Annotated in this window: 19 protein-coding genes; 13 read left to right on the top strand and 6 right to left on the bottom strand. The window is 62.4% G+C overall.

The genetic code is table 11. The features are described 5' to 3' along the window. Positions 1–350: 350 nt before the first annotated feature. Positions 351–899 (top strand): RNA polymerase factor sigma-70, encoded by a 549-nt coding sequence (locus NRG23_RS29200; RefSeq protein WP_009050074.1) that lies wholly within the window; start codon positions 351–353, stop codon positions 897–899. 56 nt (positions 900–955) lie between these two features. On the opposite strand, the gene NRG23_RS29195 is transcribed toward NRG23_RS29200, so the two are convergent. The 3 genes from NRG23_RS29195 to NRG23_RS29185 all read right to left on the bottom strand — a co-directional run bounded on the left by NRG23_RS29195 (position 956) and on the right by NRG23_RS29185 (position 2,981). Beyond that, the gene (locus NRG23_RS29195) at positions 956–1,393 is read right to left on the bottom strand and encodes a hypothetical protein (protein ID WP_009050075.1); all 438 of its coding nucleotides are present in this window, start codon (positions 1,391–1,393) and stop codon (positions 956–958) included. A gap of 72 nt (positions 1,394–1,465) precedes the next feature. Beyond that, entirely contained in the window at positions 1,466–2,257 is a 792-nt protein-coding gene (locus NRG23_RS29190; RefSeq protein WP_110175678.1) for an ABC transporter substrate-binding protein, read from the bottom strand. A gap of 100 nt (positions 2,258–2,357) precedes the next feature. Next, positions 2,358–2,981 (bottom strand): TetR/AcrR family transcriptional regulator, encoded by a 624-nt coding sequence (locus tag NRG23_RS29185; RefSeq protein ID WP_009050077.1) that lies wholly within the window; start codon positions 2,979–2,981, stop codon positions 2,358–2,360. Between the two features lie 210 nt (positions 2,982–3,191). Between NRG23_RS29185 and NRG23_RS29180 the strand changes: the two genes are divergently transcribed. The 8 genes from NRG23_RS29180 to NRG23_RS29145 all read left to right on the top strand — a co-directional run bounded on the left by NRG23_RS29180 (position 3,192) and on the right by NRG23_RS29145 (position 12,699). Beyond that, on the top strand, positions 3,192–4,982 hold the full coding sequence (locus tag NRG23_RS29180; protein ID WP_009050078.1) for an acyclic terpene utilization AtuA family protein: 1,791 nt from the start codon (positions 3,192–3,194) through the stop codon (positions 4,980–4,982). A gap of 12 nt (positions 4,983–4,994) precedes the next feature. Then, positions 4,995–5,864 carry an SDR family oxidoreductase gene (locus NRG23_RS29175; protein WP_016704299.1) on the top strand — a complete coding sequence of 290 codons (870 nt, stop codon included), beginning with the start codon at positions 4,995–4,997 and terminating at the stop codon, positions 5,862–5,864. 3 nt (positions 5,865–5,867) lie between these two features. Continuing rightward, the gene (gene atuC / locus NRG23_RS29170; protein WP_257373111.1) at positions 5,868–7,484 is read left to right on the top strand and encodes a geranyl-CoA carboxylase subunit beta; all 1,617 of its coding nucleotides are present in this window, start codon (positions 5,868–5,870) and stop codon (positions 7,482–7,484) included. Between the two features lie 208 nt (positions 7,485–7,692). Further along, positions 7,693–8,850, top strand: a complete 1,158-nt coding sequence (gene atuD, locus NRG23_RS29165) for a citronellyl-CoA dehydrogenase (RefSeq protein WP_009050081.1) — start codon at positions 7,693–7,695, stop codon at positions 8,848–8,850. Then, entirely contained in the window at positions 8,847–9,644 is a 798-nt protein-coding gene (locus tag NRG23_RS29160) for an enoyl-CoA hydratase/isomerase family protein (protein WP_028683045.1), read from the top strand. The genes atuD and NRG23_RS29160 overlap by 4 nt, the downstream gene beginning before the upstream one ends. Positions 9,645–9,758: 114 nt before the next feature. Beyond that, positions 9,759–11,720: an acetyl/propionyl/methylcrotonyl-CoA carboxylase subunit alpha gene (locus NRG23_RS29155; RefSeq protein WP_257373110.1), complete on the top strand. Its 1,962-nt coding sequence runs from the start codon at positions 9,759–9,761 to the stop codon at positions 11,718–11,720. 69 nt (positions 11,721–11,789) lie between these two features. After that, complete coding sequence (locus NRG23_RS29150) at positions 11,790–12,332, top strand: exonuclease domain-containing protein (protein WP_009050084.1); 543 nt, start codon at positions 11,790–11,792, stop codon at positions 12,330–12,332. Between the two features lie 82 nt (positions 12,333–12,414). Continuing rightward, on the top strand, positions 12,415–12,699 hold the full coding sequence (locus NRG23_RS29145) for a pyrimidine/purine nucleoside phosphorylase (RefSeq protein ID WP_007930001.1): 285 nt from the start codon (positions 12,415–12,417) through the stop codon (positions 12,697–12,699). An 82-nt stretch (positions 12,700–12,781) separates the two neighbouring features. Here NRG23_RS29145 and NRG23_RS29140 read toward each other — a convergent pair whose 3' ends face one another. Together NRG23_RS29140 and NRG23_RS29135 are read right to left on the bottom strand one after the other, a co-directional pair. Further along, the gene (locus NRG23_RS29140) at positions 12,782–13,585 is read right to left on the bottom strand and encodes an MOSC domain-containing protein (protein ID WP_009050085.1); all 804 of its coding nucleotides are present in this window, start codon (positions 13,583–13,585) and stop codon (positions 12,782–12,784) included. Between the two features lie 99 nt (positions 13,586–13,684). Beyond that, positions 13,685–14,620 carry a chemotaxis protein CheV gene (locus NRG23_RS29135; protein ID WP_009050086.1) on the bottom strand — a complete coding sequence of 312 codons (936 nt, stop codon included), beginning with the start codon at positions 14,618–14,620 and terminating at the stop codon, positions 13,685–13,687. A 540-nt stretch (positions 14,621–15,160) separates the two neighbouring features. On the opposite strand from NRG23_RS29135, the gene NRG23_RS29130 reads away from it, so the two are divergent. The 3 genes from NRG23_RS29130 (at position 15,161) to NRG23_RS29120 (ending at position 17,681) form a co-directional block, all read left to right on the top strand. Continuing rightward, complete coding sequence (locus tag NRG23_RS29130) at positions 15,161–15,628, top strand: hypothetical protein (RefSeq protein WP_053269640.1); 468 nt, start codon at positions 15,161–15,163, stop codon at positions 15,626–15,628. 503 nt (positions 15,629–16,131) lie between these two features. Next, positions 16,132–17,025: a sensor histidine kinase gene (locus tag NRG23_RS29125; RefSeq protein WP_009050088.1), complete on the top strand. Its 894-nt coding sequence runs from the start codon at positions 16,132–16,134 to the stop codon at positions 17,023–17,025. Then, positions 17,022–17,681 carry a response regulator transcription factor gene (locus NRG23_RS29120; protein ID WP_009050089.1) on the top strand — a complete coding sequence of 220 codons (660 nt, stop codon included), beginning with the start codon at positions 17,022–17,024 and terminating at the stop codon, positions 17,679–17,681. Before NRG23_RS29125 ends, NRG23_RS29120 begins: the two co-directional genes overlap by 4 nt. Here the strand turns inward: NRG23_RS29120 and yegS are convergent. After that, on the bottom strand, positions 17,678–18,580 hold the full coding sequence (gene yegS, locus NRG23_RS29115) for a lipid kinase YegS (protein ID WP_028683048.1): 903 nt from the start codon (positions 18,578–18,580) through the stop codon (positions 17,678–17,680). The two genes, NRG23_RS29120 and yegS, sit on opposite strands and share 4 nt — an antisense overlap. A 224-nt stretch (positions 18,581–18,804) precedes the next feature. On the opposite strand from yegS, the gene NRG23_RS29110 reads away from it, so the two are divergent. Continuing rightward, a complete protein-coding gene (locus NRG23_RS29110; RefSeq protein ID WP_009050091.1) occupies positions 18,805–19,068 on the top strand; it encodes a hypothetical protein in 264 nt (87 codons plus the stop codon). Positions 19,069–19,082 lie beyond the last annotated feature (14 nt).

Here is a 19,082-nt window from a genome sequence, read left to right as displayed (position 1 = left end):
GCACGTAGAGCCGCGGACCAAGGCCGCGACCGTTACATAAACCTTTGAAAAATAAAGGCCCCTGCCCTCGGAACGGGGCATCTGGAGACTGCTGTGGCGGGATGTTCCACCCGTAGCCTTTCTCCAATGAGAACGGATGGCGTCTTGAAATAATTAGTCCCCACCCACCCCTCGAACACCTTCACAAAGTGCGACAACGAGCCGCAGTTCTCACTGCGCACCAAAGAGGATCATTAATTCTCTTTCTCAATTGACAATCATTATCATTCAACATAATTTGTCGCTCGATGTGTAAGACGAATCTGAAATTTCTGTCGTCCTACTAACCCTTTTGCAGCAAGGTGATTTCCATGACGGAACAAGTATCCACAAGCAGGTGCGATTCACCGCTACTCCAGGCCTTTGTCGACAACCGCCTGATCCTGGTCAAAATCGCGGCGCGCATTACCGGCTGCCGCTCCCGCGCCGAAGACGTGGTGCAGGACGCTTTCTTCCGGCTGCAATCGGCGCCGCAGATCACCTCGTCGTTCAAGGCGCAGTTGAGCTACCTGTTCCAGATCGTGCGCAACCTGGCGATCGACCACTATCGCAAGCAGGCGCTGGAGCAGAAGTATTCGGGCACTGAAGAAGAGGGCTTGAATGTGGTCGTGCAGGGAGCGTCGCCGGAAACCTCACACATCAATTTCTCGACCCTGGAACACATTGCCGATGCGCTGACGGAACTGCCGAGCCGCACCCGCTATGCGTTCGAGATGTATCGCCTGCATGGCGTGCCGCAAAAGGACATCGCCAAGGAGCTCGGGGTCTCGCCGACCCTGGTGAATTTCATGATTCGCGATGCACTGGTGCACTGCCGCAAAGTCTCGGGTAGCCGCGCCGACACCTACGCCCGCCACTGATCCGCGCTGCCCGCTACTCCCGCACCTGATCGCGATAGCCACCGTCCGCCACGGCGCTACCGCGAACAGGAACGCTCCCGCCCGATCTTCTCGACCCCCTGATGCCGTTCGACACCACGCCCCTGCGCCAGAATCAGCAGGGCGGCGCGCTTGTGCGAAAAATCGAAGGCCCTTCCACAATGCAGGCAACGCTCCTGCTGCTCGAGCCTGTGGCCAGCGTCCTCGACCAGCCGCTCGCTCGGCCCGTGGTCGAGGCATAACGAATGCACCAGGGTCGACAACCAGCCGGCCATCCACTCCTCACGCCATCCGTCTTGCCCACGCAAGGCTTGCAGCACCTCGCTGCCCGGCGGTGGCAGCGGCGCGCCAGGCCCACGGCTGGCACCGCTGGTTTCAATGCCGGCGAGCCGCAGCGGTTGCAGGCCAGCGGCATCGGCGACGCAACGGCAGGTATCGGCAACGGCCACAGCGGACAGCGTATCGAGAGAGGACATGGCACGGACTCAGCGTCATCGGTGTTCAACCAAGTGACGTGAGCCGCAGAGAGAAATTTAGGCAGGCCGGCTTCACTTGGCCGGGGGCATGACCACAATGCGGTAGGGATCGAAGATCTTCAGCATTTCACCGCTGTCGCGCAGGCGCCCCAGCAACTTGGCGAAGTCTTCGCCCGTGATCGGCGCCATGGGGCGAATCAGGGCGTAGTGGTGGTAGACCTGATCGATCCGCTCGGACGCGAACAACTGCTGCGCCGTGTCGGCATTGTGCGAGAGGAAATCACTGAGGTAGGAACGGGTCACCAGCGCAATGTCGGCACGACCGCGCAGCACCATCAGCAGGTTGCTGTCATGGGAGTAGGTCAGGGTCGCGTTGTAGGTGTCGGCCAGGTACTTGGGGTCGGCATTGAAGTTGGCGAACGCGTAGTGGTAACCGCTGAACAGGGCCAGGCGCTTGCCCTTGAGGTCGGCGAAATATTCCTGGCCGCGGCCGGGCTCGCGCTGGGCGGTGAAGATCTCGGCATCTTCCAGGCCCATGTCGACGCTGGTGTGGGGAATGTCCTGCCAGCCCCAGGCCGGGTTCTCGAAAATCGCCATGTCGACGCGGCCTTGCTCGAAATCGCGAAAACGCCGGGGAATCGAGGTCGGCACCAGTACGAATTGATAATCACTTTGCAGTACGTTCAAGGCCTCCACCAGTTGCGGCAGCAAACCGGTATCGGCGCCCTGCTCGGGCCGCACGGTATAAGGAGGAAAGTGCGCCGCCCCCACCCGTACCAACTGTGCAGCACAGACCGGGAAAACCGTCAGGGTGGCCAGGCCCCACACAAGCATTCGCAAAGCCGTCCGCATTGGCGAAGACATCAGGTAACGTACCTCAAGAAAAGAAACAGGGGAGTGCCATTAAAGCTAGGCGGTTTCCCTCGCTTCGACAACTTTCCACTGAGTAATTAATTACTTGCGCTTAGGGCTCGTTGAGCACCAGGGTCAGCGCTTCCTCGGCCAGTTGTTCGAGGGTCAGGCTGCCCTCGGCGCGAAACCAGGTGGTGGTCCAGGACAGCGCCCCGGTGAGAAAACGCCGGGTAATGAACACATCGCCCTTGATAAAGCCGGCCTCCTTGGCCTCGCCCAGCACCTGCAGCCAGATCTGCTCATAAATGTCGCGCAGGGCCAGGACGTCGGCCTGGCCTTGCGCCGACAACGAGCGCCATTCGTAGACCAGCACCGCCATGGCCTCGCCGCTGCCGCCCATGATCGATTGCAGCTCGCAGCGGATCAGCGCCAGCACCCGCTCGCGCACGCTGCCGGCTTCGGCCAGTTCGGCGCGCATCAGGGCGGTGTTGTAGTGGATGGTTTCCTCCATCACCGCGCGCAGGATGTCGTCCTTGCTCTTGAAGTGATGAAAGATGCTGCCGGACTGGATGCCCACCGCGCTGGCCAGGTCGCGCACCGTGGTGCGTTCGTAGCCTTTGTTGCGAAACAGGTGAGCCGCGGTTTGCAGCAGCTTGCCGCGGGCGCTGTCCGGATCGGTCAGTTGCCCGTTGGCGACCAGCTGGCGCATCACCAGCAAGGCTTTTTGCTCGTCCACGGCCTCTCTCCTACATTCGCTCGATCGTTATGCGGCGCAGCCCGCTGAAACAGGGAGCTTGCGCGCGCAATTTAAGCCCGTGGGGACGACCAAGCAAGCGCTTGGGAAGAAGATATTTCCGACGTTTACAAACCAAGCGCTTGCTTGGTAGTCTCGATGCAGTTCTGTCATCGCGTCTTTTATCGAGTCTTTTATCGAGAGCCCCCTGCCATGACCAAGACCCTCCGCATCGGCTGCGCCAGTGCCTTCTGGGGCGACACCTCGAGCGCCGCCGCGCAACTGGTGCAGGGCGGCCGCCTGGATTACCTGGTGTTCGACTACCTGGCCGAGATCACTATGTCGATCATGGCCGGCGCCCGGATGAAGGATCCCACTGCCGGCTACGCCACGGACTTTGTCGAGGTCTTGAGCCCGCTGCTGGGCGAGATCGCCCGGCAAAACATCCGGGTCATCAGCAATGCCGGCGGGGTCAACCCACAGGCCTGCGCCGCGGCCCTGCAAGCGGCCTGCGACCAGGCCGGCGTGGCCCTGAAGATCGCCGTGCTACTGGGCGACGACCTGCAACCGCGCTTCAAGCAACTGAGCGGCAGCGGCATTCATGAAATGTTCAGCGGCGCGCCGCTGCCACCCATGTGCGTGTCCACCAACGCCTACCTCGGCGCCCCGGGAATAGTCGAAGCCCTGAAGCTCGGCGCCGACATTGTCATCACCGGCCGCGGGGTTGACAGCGCGGTGGTCAGCGCCGCGCTGGTGCATGAGTTCGGCTGGTCCTGGCACGACTACGACAAGCTGGCCCAGGCCGCCCTCGCCGGGCACATCATCGAATGCGGCGCACAGTGCACCGGCGGCAACTTCACCGACTGGCGCGACGTGCCGGACTACGAACACATCGGTTTTCCCATAGTCGAGGTCGGCGCCGACGGCCAGTTCGTGGTCAGCAAGCCCGAAGGTTCGGGCGGCCTGGTCACGCCGCTGACCGTCGGCGAACAACTGCTATATGAGATCGGCGACCCTCGGGCCTATCTGCTGCCCGACGTGGTCTGCGACTTCACCCAGGTCAAGCTGCGCCAACAGGGCAAGAATGCGGTCAGCGTGCACGGCGCCAAGGGCCTGCCGCCGACCGGCCAGTACAAGGTCAGCGCCACCTACCCGGACGGTTTCCGTTGCACCGCCAGTTGCCTGATCGCCGGTATCGACGCAGTGGCCAAGGCGCGCCGGGTCAGCCAGGCGATCATCGACAAGACCGCGGAAATGTTCGCCCAGCGCGGCTGGGCGCCTTACAGCGAAGTCAATATCGAACTGCTCGGCAGCGAAGCCACCTACGGCCCTCACGGCCAGCGCCAGGACAGCCGCGAAGTGGTGATCAAGCTCGCCGTGCGCCACCCGGACAAGCGCGCGCTGGTGCTGTTTTCCCGGGAGATCGCCCAGGCCGCCACGGGCATGGCCCCGGGCCTGACCGGCATCGTCGGCGGCCGGCCCACGGTCTATCCGCTGATCCGTCTGTTCTCGTTCCTGATCGACAAAAGCGCCTGCACCCTGGAAGTCGAGATGGCCGGCCAGCGCCACCGGGTCGAGTTGCCCGAGCTCGACAGCCTCGACTCCAGTGCCCTGCCAGCGCCCCATGCCGTGGCCAGCCCCGTGGGCCGCGCCGATGCCAGCGTGGCGCTGGTCAAGCTGGCGGTGGCGCGCTCCGGAGACAAGGGCAACCACAGCAATATCGGGGTCATGGCCCGCGCGCCCGAATACCTGCCGTGGATCGCCGAAGCCTTGACCCCCGCAGTCGTGGTGGACTGGATGAGCCATGTGCTGGACCCGATCCATGGCCGGGTCCAGCGCTGGTACCTGCCGGGCAGCCATAGCCTGAATTTCCTGCTGGAAAACGCCCTCGGTGGCGGCGGTGTCGCCAGTCTGCGCATCGACCCGCAAGGCAAGGCCTTTGCCCAGCAGTTGCTGGAAATCCAGATCCCGGTGCCGCAGAGCATCGCTGACGCCGTTAATTAGAGGACACCTATCGTGGGTTATGACTCGATTTTCAAACCCGACCTGTTCGCCGGCCAGACCATCATCGTCACCGGCGGCGGCAGCGGCATCGGGCGCTGCACCGCCCACGAACTGGCAGCCCTTGGCGCCCGTGTACTGCTGGTGGGGCGCAAGGCGGACAAGCTGCACAAGGTGGCCACGGAGATTGCCGAAGACGGCGGCCAGGCCAGCGGGCATGCCTGCGATATCCGCGACGAGGAGGCGGTCAAGGCCCTGGTCAGTGAACTGATCCGTGAGCACGGGCCGCTGCATGGCCTGGTCAACAACGCCGGCGGGCAATACCCCTCGCCCCTGGCCTCGATCAATCAGAAAGGTTTTGAAACCGTGCTGCGCACCAACCTGGTGGGCGGTTTTCTCATGGCCCGGGAAGTCTTCAACCAGTCCATGAGCAAGCACGGCGGCAGCATCGTCAACATGCTCGCCGACATGTGGGGTGGCATGCCCGGCATGGGCCATTCCGGCGCCGCCCGTTCGGGGATGGACAACTTCACCAAGACCGCCGCATTCGAATGGGGCCATGCCGGGGTGCGGGTCAATGCCGTGGCGCCGGGCTGGATCGCCTCCAGCGGCATGGACACCTACGAAGGCGCGTTCAAGGCGCTGATCCCGACCCTGCGCGAACACGTGCCGCTCAAGCGCATCGGCACCGAGTCGGAAGTCAGCGCCGCCATCGTCTTCCTGCTCAGCCCGGCGGCGGCCTTCATCAGCGGCAGCACCTTGCGCATCGACGGCGCCGCCAGCCTCGGCAGCCGCGCCTGGCCGCTGCACAAGGCCTCCCATAGCCAGTCCTACAACGGCTTCCACCGCGCTTATCTGCCCGACGTGCTCAAGGATCAGGAGTAAGCCATGCCGGTCATCCATTCCCAACTCGACCCTCACAGCCCGCAGTTCCTGCAGAACCGCGAAGCGATGCTGGCCGGCCTGGCGCAGATCCGCCAACTGGAACAGAACCTGCTGGCCAAGGCTGCCGAGGCCAAGGCGAAATTCGAAAAGCGCGGGCAACTGCTGCCCCGCGAACGCCTCAACCTGCTGCTGGACCCCGGCGCGCCCTTTCTCGAACTGGCGAGCCTGGCCGGCTACAAGCTGCACGACGACAAGGACGGCAGCCAGGCCGGTGGCGGGCTGATCGCCGGCATCGGTTATGTCAGTGGCGTGCGGGTGCTGGTGGTGGCCAACAACAGTGCGATCAAGGGCGGCACCATCTCCCCCAGCGGCCTGAAAAAATCCCTGCGCCTGCAACAGATCGCCATGGAAAACAAACTGCCGGTGGTGACCCTGGCCGAGAGCGGCGGCGCCAACCTCAATTACGCGGCGGAGATCTTCGTCGAAGGCGCGCGCAGCTTCGCCAACCAGGCGCGCATCTCGGCCATGGGCTTGCCACAGATCACCGTGGTGCACGGCTCGGCCACCGCCGGCGGCGCCTACCAGCCGGGGCTGTCGGATTACGTGGTGGTGGTGCGCGGCAAGGCCAAGCTGTTTCTTGCCGGGCCGCCCCTGCTCAAGGCTGCCACTGGCGAGGTGGCCACCGACGAAGAACTGGGCGGCGCCGAGATGCATGCGCAGGTGGCCGGCACCGCCGAATACCTGGCGGAAAACGACGGCGACGGCGTGCGCATCGTGCGCGAGATTCTCGACGCCCTGCCGTGGAATGCCCGGCTGCCGCTGCAGCCGACCCGCGCCTACGCGGAACCGCTGTACCCGATCGACGAACTGCTGGGGCTGATTCCCGACGACCCGAAAAAGCCTTATGACGCCCGGGAAATCGTCGCGCGCATCGCCGACGGCTCGAACTTCCTCGAATTCAAGGGCGAGTTCGACCAGCAGACCCTCTGCGGCCATTTGCAGATCCAGGGGCGCCCTTGCGGCTTTATCGGCAATAACGGACCGATCACCCCGAAAGGCGCGAGCAAGGCCGCGCAGTTCATTCAGTTGTGCGACCAGAGCGGCACCCCGCTGCTGTTTTTCCACAACACCACCGGTTTCATGGTCGGCACCGAGTCGGAGCAGCAAGGCGTGATCAAGCACGGTTCCAAGCTGATCCAGGCGGTGGCCAATGCCCGGGTGCCGAAGCTGACGATCGTGGTCGGCGGCTCCTACGGCGCCGGCAACTACGCCATGTGCGGCCGCGGCCTGGACCCGCGCTTCATCTTCGCCTGGCCCAACAGCCGCACCGCGGTGATGGGCGGCGCCCAGGCCGGCAAGGTGCTGCGCATCGTCACCGAGGCCAAGCACGCCAAGCAGGGCCAGGCGGCCGATCCGCAGATGCTGGATATGCTGGAACAGGTCACCGCGCAGAAACTCGACAGCCAGTCCACCGCCTTGTATGGCAGCGCCAACCTGTGGGACGACGGGCTGATCGACCCACGGGATACCCGCACCCTGCTGGGTTATCTGCTGGATATCTGCCATGAGGCGCAGGTGCGTCAGCTACACCCCAATAGCTTCGGTGTCGCACGGTTCTGATGTAGCCGCTGCCGTAGGCTGCGATCGGCCCCGAAGAGGACGTGCTCTTGAAGCCCTCGAAGGCCCTTCGGGCCTTATCGCAGCCTTCGGCAGCGGCTACAGGGACAGCGAGCAGTTCCGCAACGGCAGTGTTTTCGGCCTGCGGCAGCGGTTACAGGAGTCACAAGGTTCAGGGATTGCGTCACTCAACTTGAGGAGAACAATAAAAATGATCTTCACCCAGGAACATGAAGAACTGCGGCGCACGGTGCACAACTTTGTCGAGCGCGAGATCAACCCGTACGTCGACGAGTGGGAAAAGGCCGGGCGCTTTCCGATCCACGAGATTTTCCGCAAGGCCGGCGAGCTGGGCCTGCTGGGCATCTCCAAGCCGGAGAAGTTCGGCGGCATGGGCCTGGACTACAGCTATTCGATAGTCGCCGCCGAAGAGTTCGGCACCATTCATTGCGGCGGCATCCCGATGGCCATCGGCGTGCAGACCGACATGTGCACCCCGGCCCTGGCGCGCTTCGGCTCCGACGAGCTGCGCGAGGAATTCCTGCGCCCGGCCATCAGCGGGGAAATGGTCGGCTGCATCGGCGTCTCCGAAGTCGGTGCCGGCTCCGACGTGGCCGGGCTCAAGACCACGGCGCGCAAGGACGGCGACGACTATGTGATCAACGGCAGCAAGATGTGGATCACCAACTCCCCCAGCGCCGACTTCATCTGCCTGCTGGCCAACACCTCGGACGACAAGCCCCACGTCAACAAGTCGCTGATCATGGTGCCGATGAACAGCCCCGGCATCAGTCTCAGCCCGCACCTGGACAAGCTCGGCATGCGCAGCTCGGAAACCGCCCAGGTGTTTTTCGACAACGTGCGCGTGCCCCAGCGTTACCGCATCGGCCACGAAGGCGCCGGCTTCATGATGCAGATGCTGCAATTCCAGGAAGAGCGGCTGTTCGGCGCGGCCAACATGATCAAGGGCCTTGAGTATTGCGTCGACAGCACCATCGAGTACTGCAAGGAGCGCCAGACCTTCGGCAGTGCGCTGATCGACAACCAGGTGATCCACTTCCGCCTGGCCGAGCTGTCCACCGAAATCGAATGCCTGCGGGCCCTGGTGTACCAGGCCACCGAGCAATACGTGCGGGGCCAGGACGTCACTCGCCTGGCGTCCATGGCCAAGCTCAAGGCCGGGCGCCTGGGCCGCGAAGTCAGCGACAGCTGCCTGCAATACTGGGGCGGCATGGGCTTCATGTGGGACAACCCGGTGGCCCGCGCCTACCGCGACGTGCGCCTGGTGTCGATCGGCGGCGGCGCCGACGAAATCATGCTGGGCATCATCTGCAAACTCATGGGCATCCTGCCGGGAAAAAGAAAATGAGCCGCCTGCCCGCCTGCGAAACCCTGCTGCTGGCGCCCCGCGGCGGCGTCCTGCACATCACCCTCGATCGCCCGGACAGCCGCAACGCCATGAGCCTGCAAATGGTCGCCGAACTGCGCGCGGTGCTGGCGGCGGTACGCGATGACCGCGACATTCGCGCCCTGGTGCTGAGAGGCGCCGGCGGGCACTTCTGCGCCGGCGGCGACCTGAAAGACATGGCCAGTGCCCGCGCCCAGGGCGCCAGCGCCTATCAGGAACTGAACCGGGCGTTTGGCACGCTGCTCGAAGAAGCCCAGCACAGCCCGCAGGTGCTGATCGTGCTGCTGCAAGGCGCGGTGCTGGGCGGCGGTTTCGGCCTGGCCTGTGTCAGCGATATCGCCATCGCCGATCATCAGGCGCAGTTCGGCATGCCGGAAACCAGCCTCGGCCTGTTGCCGGCGCAAATCGCTCCGTTCGTGGTCAAGCGCATCGGCCTGACCCAGGCCCGCCGGCTGGCGCTGACCGCCGCGCGCTTTGATGGCCACGAAGCCAAGCGGCTGGGCCTGGTGCATTTTGTCGAAAACAGTCCACAGGCCCTGGCCGAACGCCTCGATGAGGTACTGGCCCATGTGTTGTGCTGCGCGCCCGAAGCCAATGCCGCGACCAAGGCCCTGTTGCTGGCCAGCGCTGAAGAACCGCTGGCGCCCCTGCTCGATCGCGCGGCGGAGCAGTTCGCCGCCGCCGTCACTGGTGCCGAAGGCATCGAGGGGACCATGGCCTTCGTGCAGAAACGCAAACCGGCGTGGGCGTCATGAGCCCAATCGCGAGCAAGCTCGCTCCTACAGGTCCGTGACCTGCCTACTCCTTGTAGGAGCGAGCTTGCTCGCGAAACGCCCGACCAAACACCACCGATCTCAGGAAACCACCCCATGCCCGCCTTCAGCAAAATCCTGATCGCCAACCGTGGCGAAATCGCCTGCCGCATCCAGCGCACCGCGCAAGCCCTGGGTTATCGCACCGTGGCGGTGTTCAGCGACGCCGACGCCAATGCGCTGCATGTGCGGATGGCCGACGAGGCGGTGCGCATCGGCCCGGCAGCGGTGCAGCAGTCCTACCTGAACAGCCAGGCAATCCTCAATGCAGCCTTGCGCACGGGCGCCGATGCGCTGCATCCCGGCTACGGCTTTCTGTCGGAGAACGCCGAATTCGCCCGCGCCTGCGAGGCGGCCGGCATCACCTTTATCGGCCCCAGCGCCGAGGCCATCGAACTGATGGGCAGCAAGCGCCTGTCCAAGCTGGCGATGCTCGCGGCGGGCGTGCCCTGCATCGCCGGTTATCAGGGCGCGGAACAGGACGATACGACCCTGCAACAGGAAGCCGAACGCATCGGCTACCCGCTGATGATCAAGGCCAGCGCCGGTGGCGGCGGACGCGGCATGCGCTTCGTTCAGCACGCCAATGAACTGCTGGCACAGGTGCGCACCGCTCGCTCTGAGGCGCTGCACGCCTTTGGCAGCGACGAGTTGATTCTGGAACAGGCGCTGATCGAACCGCGGCATGTGGAAATCCAGGTGTTCGGCGACCGCCACGGCCAGTTGATCTACCTCGGCGAACGCGACTGCTCGATCCAGCGCCGTCATCAGAAAGTCGTCGAAGAAGCGCCCTGCCCGGTGATGACCGCCGAACTGCGCCAGGCCATGGGCGAAGCCGCCCTCAAGGCGGGCCGCGCGGTGAACTATGTCGGCGCCGGCACCGTGGAGTTTCTCCTCGATGCGCGGGGGCAATTCTATTTTCTGGAAATGAACACCCGGCTGCAGGTCGAACACCCGGTCACCGAAATGATCACCGGCCTGGACCTGGTGGCCCTGCAGCTGCAGGTGGCGGCCGGTCAACCGCTGCCACTGCTCCAGGAACAGGTCGAACTCAAGGGCCATGCCATCGAAGTGCGGCTGTATGCCGAGGACCCGGCGCAGGATTTCCTGCCGCAAACCGGGCAGGTACGGCGCTGGGAGCCGGCGCTGGGCACCGATGTGCGCATCGACCATGGCCTGCTGGAAGGCCAGAGCGTCAGCCCGTTCTATGACCCGATGCTGGGCAAGCTCATCGCACATGGCGCCACCCGCGAAGAGGCGCGCCGCAAGCTGCTGCGCGCGGTCGAAGACACGGTGCTGACGGGTGTGGCAAGCAACCAGAAACTGCTGGCGAACCTGCTGCGCCATCCCGGTTTTGTCAGCGGCGAATTCAGCACTGCCTTTATCGCCGAACATTTCGCCGACGACCCAAGTCTGCATCCCCAGCCGCCAAGCGGCGCCGAACTGGCCCTGGCCGCGGCGCTGCTGTATCAGCACGCGGCCCAACGCCACGGCGCGGCGCTGGCCGGCTGGCGCAACAACGCCAGTGTGCCGCTGCACTATCGCCTGGGCTCGGGTGAAGCCGTGTGGAACCTTGAACTGAATAACCAGCAAGCCGGGACGCTGCAGATTCAACACGCCGACGAAAGCTTCGAGGTACAGCTGCTGGAAGCGGATGGCCGCTGGGCCTGCGCGACCATCGACGGTATCCGCCGCCACTACGCCTATACCCTGGAAGCCGGGCAGCTCTGGCTGTTTACCCGTCCCGGCAGCCTGCACCTTCAAGACCTGAGCCACGCACCGGTCGCCAGCCAGGCCGGCGCCCACAGCGGCATGCTCAAGGCGCCCATGGACGGCGCCATCGTCGACGTACTGGTCAGCGAGGGCGCGACCGTCAGCAAGGGCCAGCTGCTGCTGGTGCTGGAGGCCATGAAGATGGAGCATCCGCTGAAGGCCGGGATCGATGGCGTGATCAAGCGGCTGCAGGTCAACCTCGGCGATCAGGTGAAAAACCGCCAGGTTCTGCTGGAGGTGGAATAAGCCGCTAGGCGCAGGCGTCGGGTTTGGCTACGCTCAAGCCTCATCGGGATGTTGAAGCTGGAGCCTGTGATGCCTCACTGGTTGGTAATTGATCTGGAAGCCACCACGGACGAAGGAGGCTGGCCGGTGACCGATATGGAAATCATCGAGATCGGCGCCACCCTGGTGAACCGCGAAGGGCGTGAACTGGACCATTTCCAGCGCTTCGTGCGCCCGCTGCGGCGGCCGATGCTGACGCCGTTCTGCCGTGAACTGACCCGCATCAGCCAGGCCCAGATCGACGGCGCCCAGCCGTTGAGCGAGGTCTGGCCGCTGTTCGAACGCTGGCTGGGCCAGCACCATGCGCGCCTGGAAGGCTGGGCCAGCTGGGGCGACTACGATCGCAAGCAGCTGCTGCAGGAGTGGCAACGCTCGCAACTGCACAGCGCCCTCGCCCAACTGCCGCACATGAACCTCAAGCAACGCTTCGCCAAGGCGCGTCGCCTCGAACGGCCGCTGGGCCTGAACGGCGCGCTGCAACTCGCCGGGCTGCAGTTCACCGGCCAGCAGCATCGCGCCCTGGAAGATGCCCGCAATACGGCGCGTTTATTGCCCCTGATTCTTCCCGGCTGATCCGTCTGCGCAACAGGTGACGCATCTGAAGGCCTTGTGCATACTGGCCGGCCTTTTTGACCCCTTTTTTGAGGAATCGCCCATGTTTAAAGTCAACGAGTACTTCGACGGCACCGTCAAGTCGATTGCCTTCGGCACGGCCGAAGGTCCAGCCACCATCGGCGTCATGGCTCCGGGCGAATACGAGTTCGGCACCGCCCAACGGGAAATCATGCACGTGGTTTCCGGTGCCCTGACCGTCAAGCTGCCTGACAGCAACGACTGGGAAACCTTCGCCGCCGGCAGCCAGTTCAACGTACCGGCCAACAGCAAGTTCCAGCTGAAGGTCGCCGTCGACACCGCCTACCTGTGCGAATACCGCGGCTGATCCTTCCCCCGGGGACTGATTGCTGGTCATAAAAAATGCCCGTATCTGACGATACGGGCATTTTTCGTTGCAGCGCCGCTGGCTATTCCAGCACAGTGACCGGCATGCCGACTTCCAGCCGGCCAATGCCATCGTTCACCAGGTTCTGCCCGAACATCGCCCCACCTTCTTGCGCCCGGTACTGCTGCAGCGTGGCCAGCGGTTCACGGTCGGCGCTGCGCTCTCCGGTCTGCGGATCGATGGTGGTGAGGATGCAACGCGCACAAGGCTTGACCACCCGAAACTCGATATCGCCGATGCGAATGCGCTTCCAGCCGTCTTCGGCGAATGCCGGGAAGCCTTCGATCACCAGGTTGGGACGAAAACGCAGCATCTCCAAGGGACGGCCGACGCGACTGGACAGGTCTTCCCGGGAAGACTCGCCAATCAGCAACAACGGAAAACCGTCGGCAAAGGCCACCTGATCGTCATCCTTGCCGTAACCGGCCTGAGTGGTGCGCGCGCGCTCCAGGGGCACCTGTACCAGGCGGGTCGGCTTGCCGATGAACTCGCTCAGCCAGGCATGGGCCGCCTCGCCGGCATCCGGCACGCGCAGGGTGTCGCGCCAGATGGTCACGCCACGTAACGGCGCATCCGCACCAGGCAGTGGCACATCGAGGGCTGGATAGCCGGGAGCGCTGAGGGTCAGCCCACCGTCGGCGTTCCACAGCGCCGACAGCTGGCTCATGTGCGGGACCGCGCGCTGGGTCAGGAAGCGTCCGCTGGGTTCATCGACCAGCATCCAGCGTCGATCTCCCTCCAGCCCCAGCCTGTCCAGCGCGACCTGTTGCAGGGACTCACCCTTGCCGGACTTCAAGGGGTATCGATAAAGCGCGCTGAGACGCATGGCCAGCTCCCGGGAGGCAAAAAAAGCAACCTTATACGAGCCGGCCCGCGAATCAAAGAAGCACCTGCGGCGCAGGCATCACTCCGGCCACTGCTCCCGTCAGGCGGGAACTTCGTCCAGCATCAGGCGCTGGCGCACCACGTCGACCAGTTTGTCCGGCTGGAACTTGGACAGGAAGTTGTCGCAACCGACCTTCTTCACCATCGACTCGTTGAAGCTGCCGGACAGCGAGGTGTGCAACACCACATAAAGACCGCGCAGACGCGGATCGTTGCGGATTTCGGTGGTCAGGCGATAGCCGTCCATTTCCGGCATTTCGGCGTCGGTGAACACCATCAGCAGCTTGTCGGTCATGTCGACCCCGGTATCGGCCCAGGCCTTGAGCATCTTCAGGGCTTTCAGGCCGTCGCTGGCAATGTGCATCTTCACCCCCAGCTGGCCCAGGGTGTCGCGCAATTGCGTCAGCGCCACGTTGGAGTCGTCCACCAGCAGCACTTCACGGCCGCGGGCACGTTCGAGCACCGGGTCGTCGAGCTTGTCGCGAGAGACCTTGGCGTTGTACGGGACGATTTCGGCCAGGACCTTTTCCACGTCGATGATCTCGACCAGTTGATCGTCGACCTTGCTGATCGCCGTCAGGTAATGCTGGCGCCCGGCACTGGTCGGCGGTGGCAGGATGGCTTCCCAGTTCATGTTGACGATGCGGTCGACGCCTCCCACCAGGAAGGCCTGCACCGAGCGGTTGTACTCGGTGACGATGATGGTGCTGTTGGGCCCCGGCACCAGCGGCCGCATGCCGATCGCCTGGGACAGGTCGATGACCGGCAGCGTCTGCCCCCGCAGGTTGACCACGCCACAGACGAACGGATGGCGCTGGGGCATCAGCGTCAGCTTCGGCAATTGCAGGACTTCCTGCACCTTGAACACGTTGATCGCGAACAACTGTCGCCCGGCCAGACGGAACATGAGGATTTCCAGGCGATTCTCACCCACCAGTTGCGTGCGTTGATCTACCGTGTCGAGAATGCCGGCCATGTAATGACTCCTGGGCTTGTTCTGATGAATTCACTAACGCGGGTTATCGGCGCAATTCGCCGAATCTTGACCCGCATACAAAATGCCATGCAAAGGCATTGATGTCACATTAACATCATGCTTTACTGGCTTCGCGATTTCATCCACGCAACTTCCCCGCCGCGACCTCTATTTCAGCGCTTGGTTCCCCTCTGTAAGGGAATCCCCTATCGGCAATCAGGACCAACCTGATATTCGCAATATCCAATAGCCATTAATGTGACGCCATTCTCATTGCATGAATGGAGTCAGGCTTTTGTTTGTGATCGCAGGAAGATGGGCTGGTGCCCTTTCGAGCCCCCCCACCTCCGCTGTCCAAGCGTGGTCGATAGACCGTGCCCGACGAGTTGCATCCTGCAGACTAAACACCAGCCCATCGTCTTCGTCCATTCAGAACCAATCAGATTCGTCCTATATCCCACGGCATAACCGGCGTAATACCTTACAGCCGCTCACAAAACGGACCATTCCATCATCTGACGTGGCGTCGTGGAGACAAGCATGCTGATCGACGATCAAACGTGGCACCAATCACCTGACTTTCTGCTTGAGGCAGAAGCACTATTGGCCAAGTCGGTTGAGTGCCTGAACCATCTCAATCTGATCAAGAACGATCAGGACGCCATCGATTGCATGTTGTCCACTCTGCTCAAGCTTGCCGAGACAACCGACGCGCTGGCGCTGCGCAGCACCGCCGAATTCTCGCGCCAGGTTCATGCGTTGCTGGATCATTCCCATCCTCATCCGGACATGAACGAGCAGATTCTCGACACCCTCGGAGAGTGCTTCAGCCTGATGGCCTGGCAGCTTGAACTCGTCGATCCGGTGACCGGGCAACTGAACCTCGACGGCAACGAACAGGCCACCCTCATCGAAACCCTCGCCGTGCAAATGGATCCTCTGCCTGCGCCCCTGTCCTGCCAACACAACTCGTTTAAAGTTTTTTCGATCGCCAAGAGAAACGCATAAACCTGTCGTTAATCCCTAACTTCAGCCGTTAGATATGTTGTGACATTGATCAGCATCATGTCGTTATTCAATATTTCATGCCTGTTAACGACAGAACCAACTAGCGCAACTAAATAAAACCAATCCCGAGACTTCAAGTGTCCTGAATTTCGCCTGCCCGTTCGCTCAAGGCGAGATACAGTCACTGTTTCAGGGTGGCCAGTTGAAACAAGCAAATCGGCACATACGTCCCAAAAGGCGATATTCCTGACTTTCTGGACATATATAGAGGCGCGACCAACGGTAGCTAAGCTGGTACTATGCCAACCACTAACCGATGTACTTAATGGCACTGTGACTTCAGATTGATCTTGTTACACACCGGATCAGTGCAAGGCTTGCTCCCAACGAATAGACCGCGTTAATTGAAGCCGCATACTCAAACAATACCGTTTTCCAAACCGGGGCCCGTCAGCCGACTTGACCGGTCTCCCCGCAGCGAACATTCATTGGCTCCATCCGCTATGTACGCCAGCCTCAAGTCAACCGCCACCAGGCTTCTTTCTCGAATACACCTGCGCCGGCTCAACCTGTTGCTGTGCTCATGCTCGGCACTTGGAAGCCTGGCCGTCTATTGCCTGTCGACTACCTTTCCCCTCAGCCTGCTGATCCTGAATCTGGCGGCCCTGGCCAGTGTCTGGGCCTATTACGGCGATTCGCGCAAATCGATCAAGTTCCAGCCTCAGGAACTGGCGGACCGTTTGCTGGAAGTCCAGGAAAACGAGCGCCATCGCCTCAGTCGTGAATTGCATGATGATATTGGTCAGTTGTTGACCGCCGCCAAGTTGCAAAGCGAATGGCTCAAGCGCCGCCTGCCCGAAGAGCTGCAACAGCATTGCACGACGCTTCAAAGCACATTGGAAGAAACCCTGGCCAAGGTCCGCGATGTATCGGCCATTCTCAATCCCCGGCAATTGGCCAGCCTGGGCCTGGAAGCCAGCCTGCGGGCCCACTTGCTGAAGACCCTGGAAAACACCTCCGTGCACTGGAGCCTGGAATGCAAGCAACGCCTGGCTGGCATCCCCGAAGAGATGGCGGTGGCCGCCTTTCGCATCACCCAGGAAGCCGTCACCAACATGCTGCGTCACGCCCAGGCGGATAACCTGCTGGTACGCCTGCAACGCCTGCCCGAGGGACTTTCGCTGTTTATCAGCGACGATGGCCGTGGTTTTTCCCCGGCGGCCAATCCTGGCGCACAAGGACAACGCGGCATGGCGGGCATGTCGGAAAGAATCGCGCAACTGGGTGGCACCCTGAAGGTTTCCAGCCAGCCCGACCAGGGCACACAAATCGAAGCACTCTTCCCCTGGGCGCCTCGCGCACTCGAACGGGCCAGTACGAATAAGGTTTTACATTGACCTGCAATTTACTTCTGGTGGATGACCACTCGCTCATCAGGGCTGGCGTGCGTGCCCTGGTCATGGACATTCCTGGCTATGCCGTGATCGGCGAAGCCAACGATGGCGCACAAGTACTGGAAATGGTCGAAAGGCTGTCGCCAGACATTATCCTGCTGGATATTTCCATGAAGGATGTCAGCGGCCTTGAAGCCCTGAAGAAACTCAAGGTGGTGCATCCGCAGAGCAAAGTCCTGATTCTCTCGATGCATACCGATCCGGCGCTGATCATGCAGACCCTGGAATCCGGTGCTCATGGCTACCTGCTCAAGGACACCACCGCCAACGAGCTCGAGCACGCGCTCGACGCCTTGCGCAACAACGAGCGTTACCTCAGCCCGGCCATTGCCCATACGGTGATCAATCAGGCGCTGATCCGCGTGCAGAAGCCCCATCCAGAACCCGTTGAAACCCATAACCTGACCGCCCGCCAGCTGGAGATCCTGCGCCTGATCGTTCGCGGCAAATCGACCCGGGAAATCGCTCACGGGCTGGGCCTGAGCATCAAGACTGTGGAAACCCACCGCTCGCAGATCATGAAACGCCTGCAGATCTACGACGTAGCCGGCCTGGTCCTGTTTGCCGTCCGCGAGCAGATCATCAGCCTCGACGATTAAGGCGCCAAAGCTCCCAACAGCGGGGAGTCTTCCGGTAAATGCACCCGCAATGCCCCTGGAAGCGCGCGAAAACGCAGGTTTTCGCCTTGCAGGGGCTCACCGTCGAGATTGATATCCAGCCCCTCGGACACCTTGATTTCCACCCAGGGCAGGCGTGTACGCACAAACAGATTGTCGATCCCCCAGCCGCCGGCCAGCAGATCCTTCAAGGTGCCCACCAGCTCCTGAGGGGCCGGCAGGATACTGACATCAAGCAACCCGTCATCGGCCATCGCCTCAGGGCACAGCAGATGACCGCCACCGGCCTGGCGCCCGTTGCCGATCCCCAGGGCCAGCAGCTCGCCGCGCCAATGGAAATCCGGCCCCTGCAGCTCGCCATAGGCCGCATGCAGCTCATTGAAGCGGGACAAACCAGTGAACAGATAGGCGGCGCCCCCCAGGATCTTTTTCAGGTCCTCGGAGGTATTGGCCGTCACCTGGCTGCCGAACCCACCCGTGGCCATGTTGAGGAATACCTGGCCACCGACCTCACCGAGGTCGATCGTCCGTGCCGGCACGTCGAGCAGGCTCAATGCCTCATGGGGCAGCAACGAAACGCCAGCCGCCCGCGCGAAATCATTGGCCGTCCCCAGTGGCAGCAACACCAGACTGGCATCGTTGGCCTGCGCCGCCATGGCCTCGGCGATATCACGCAAGGTGCCGTCACCGCCTCCTGCGATCAGGCGCGTATAACCGCCCGCGAGGGCTTCATCCACCAGGCGCTGGGCATCGCCCGCCTCCCAGGTCAGGCGGACCGCCAGCTCCCAACCCTCTTCGCGCTTGCGCTCGACAGCGTCGCGAACCTCTTCGTTGAGGGCCTGCTTGCCGTGCAATATCAGCATCGCCTTGCGTTCGCTCATCGCTCATCACTCCTGTCATTCGAGGGCCATTGAAGGATGTTGACCCTCGCTCCATGAGAAAAAGTCCGACCGGAATGTAATCAATTTGTCCCCATCAGGCCGTCTGCTGGCTGACCGGTAACTTTTCTGACCGCAGATTGAGAATCACCTGAATTGACCCGAAACAGACAATCGGAGAATGTTCATGGCAGGCGAACGACGCCTCAAACAGGGAAGCGAAACACATGGATGACAAGAAATGCTTTGAACGCTCGAACTCCGCGCTCAACCGGCTGGAAGGAAGCATCCTGCTCAGTACAGGCAAACACCCGGAACTGAGTGTCCATCAAGTACATGCCCATGACCGCGAGCATAAGCCCGACAGCAAGCTTCACGCCTTGCTCAAGAAACTCGCGTGGATATTGGCCTATGCCGGGTTTCTATCGGCACTGCTGTCCTGGGGCCTGAACAGCCGTTTTGGCTTGCTGATCCTTCTACTGCTGCGTTGATAGGTAGGGCTCTG

Source organism: Pseudomonas sp. T8, from assembly GCF_024610635.1.
In the GTDB taxonomy this organism is placed as follows: Bacteria; Pseudomonadota; Gammaproteobacteria; order Pseudomonadales; family Pseudomonadaceae; genus Aquipseudomonas; species Aquipseudomonas chlororaphis_I.
Note: the sequence above shows the minus strand (reverse complement) of the source record. Positions and strands in the feature narration are given on the sequence as shown.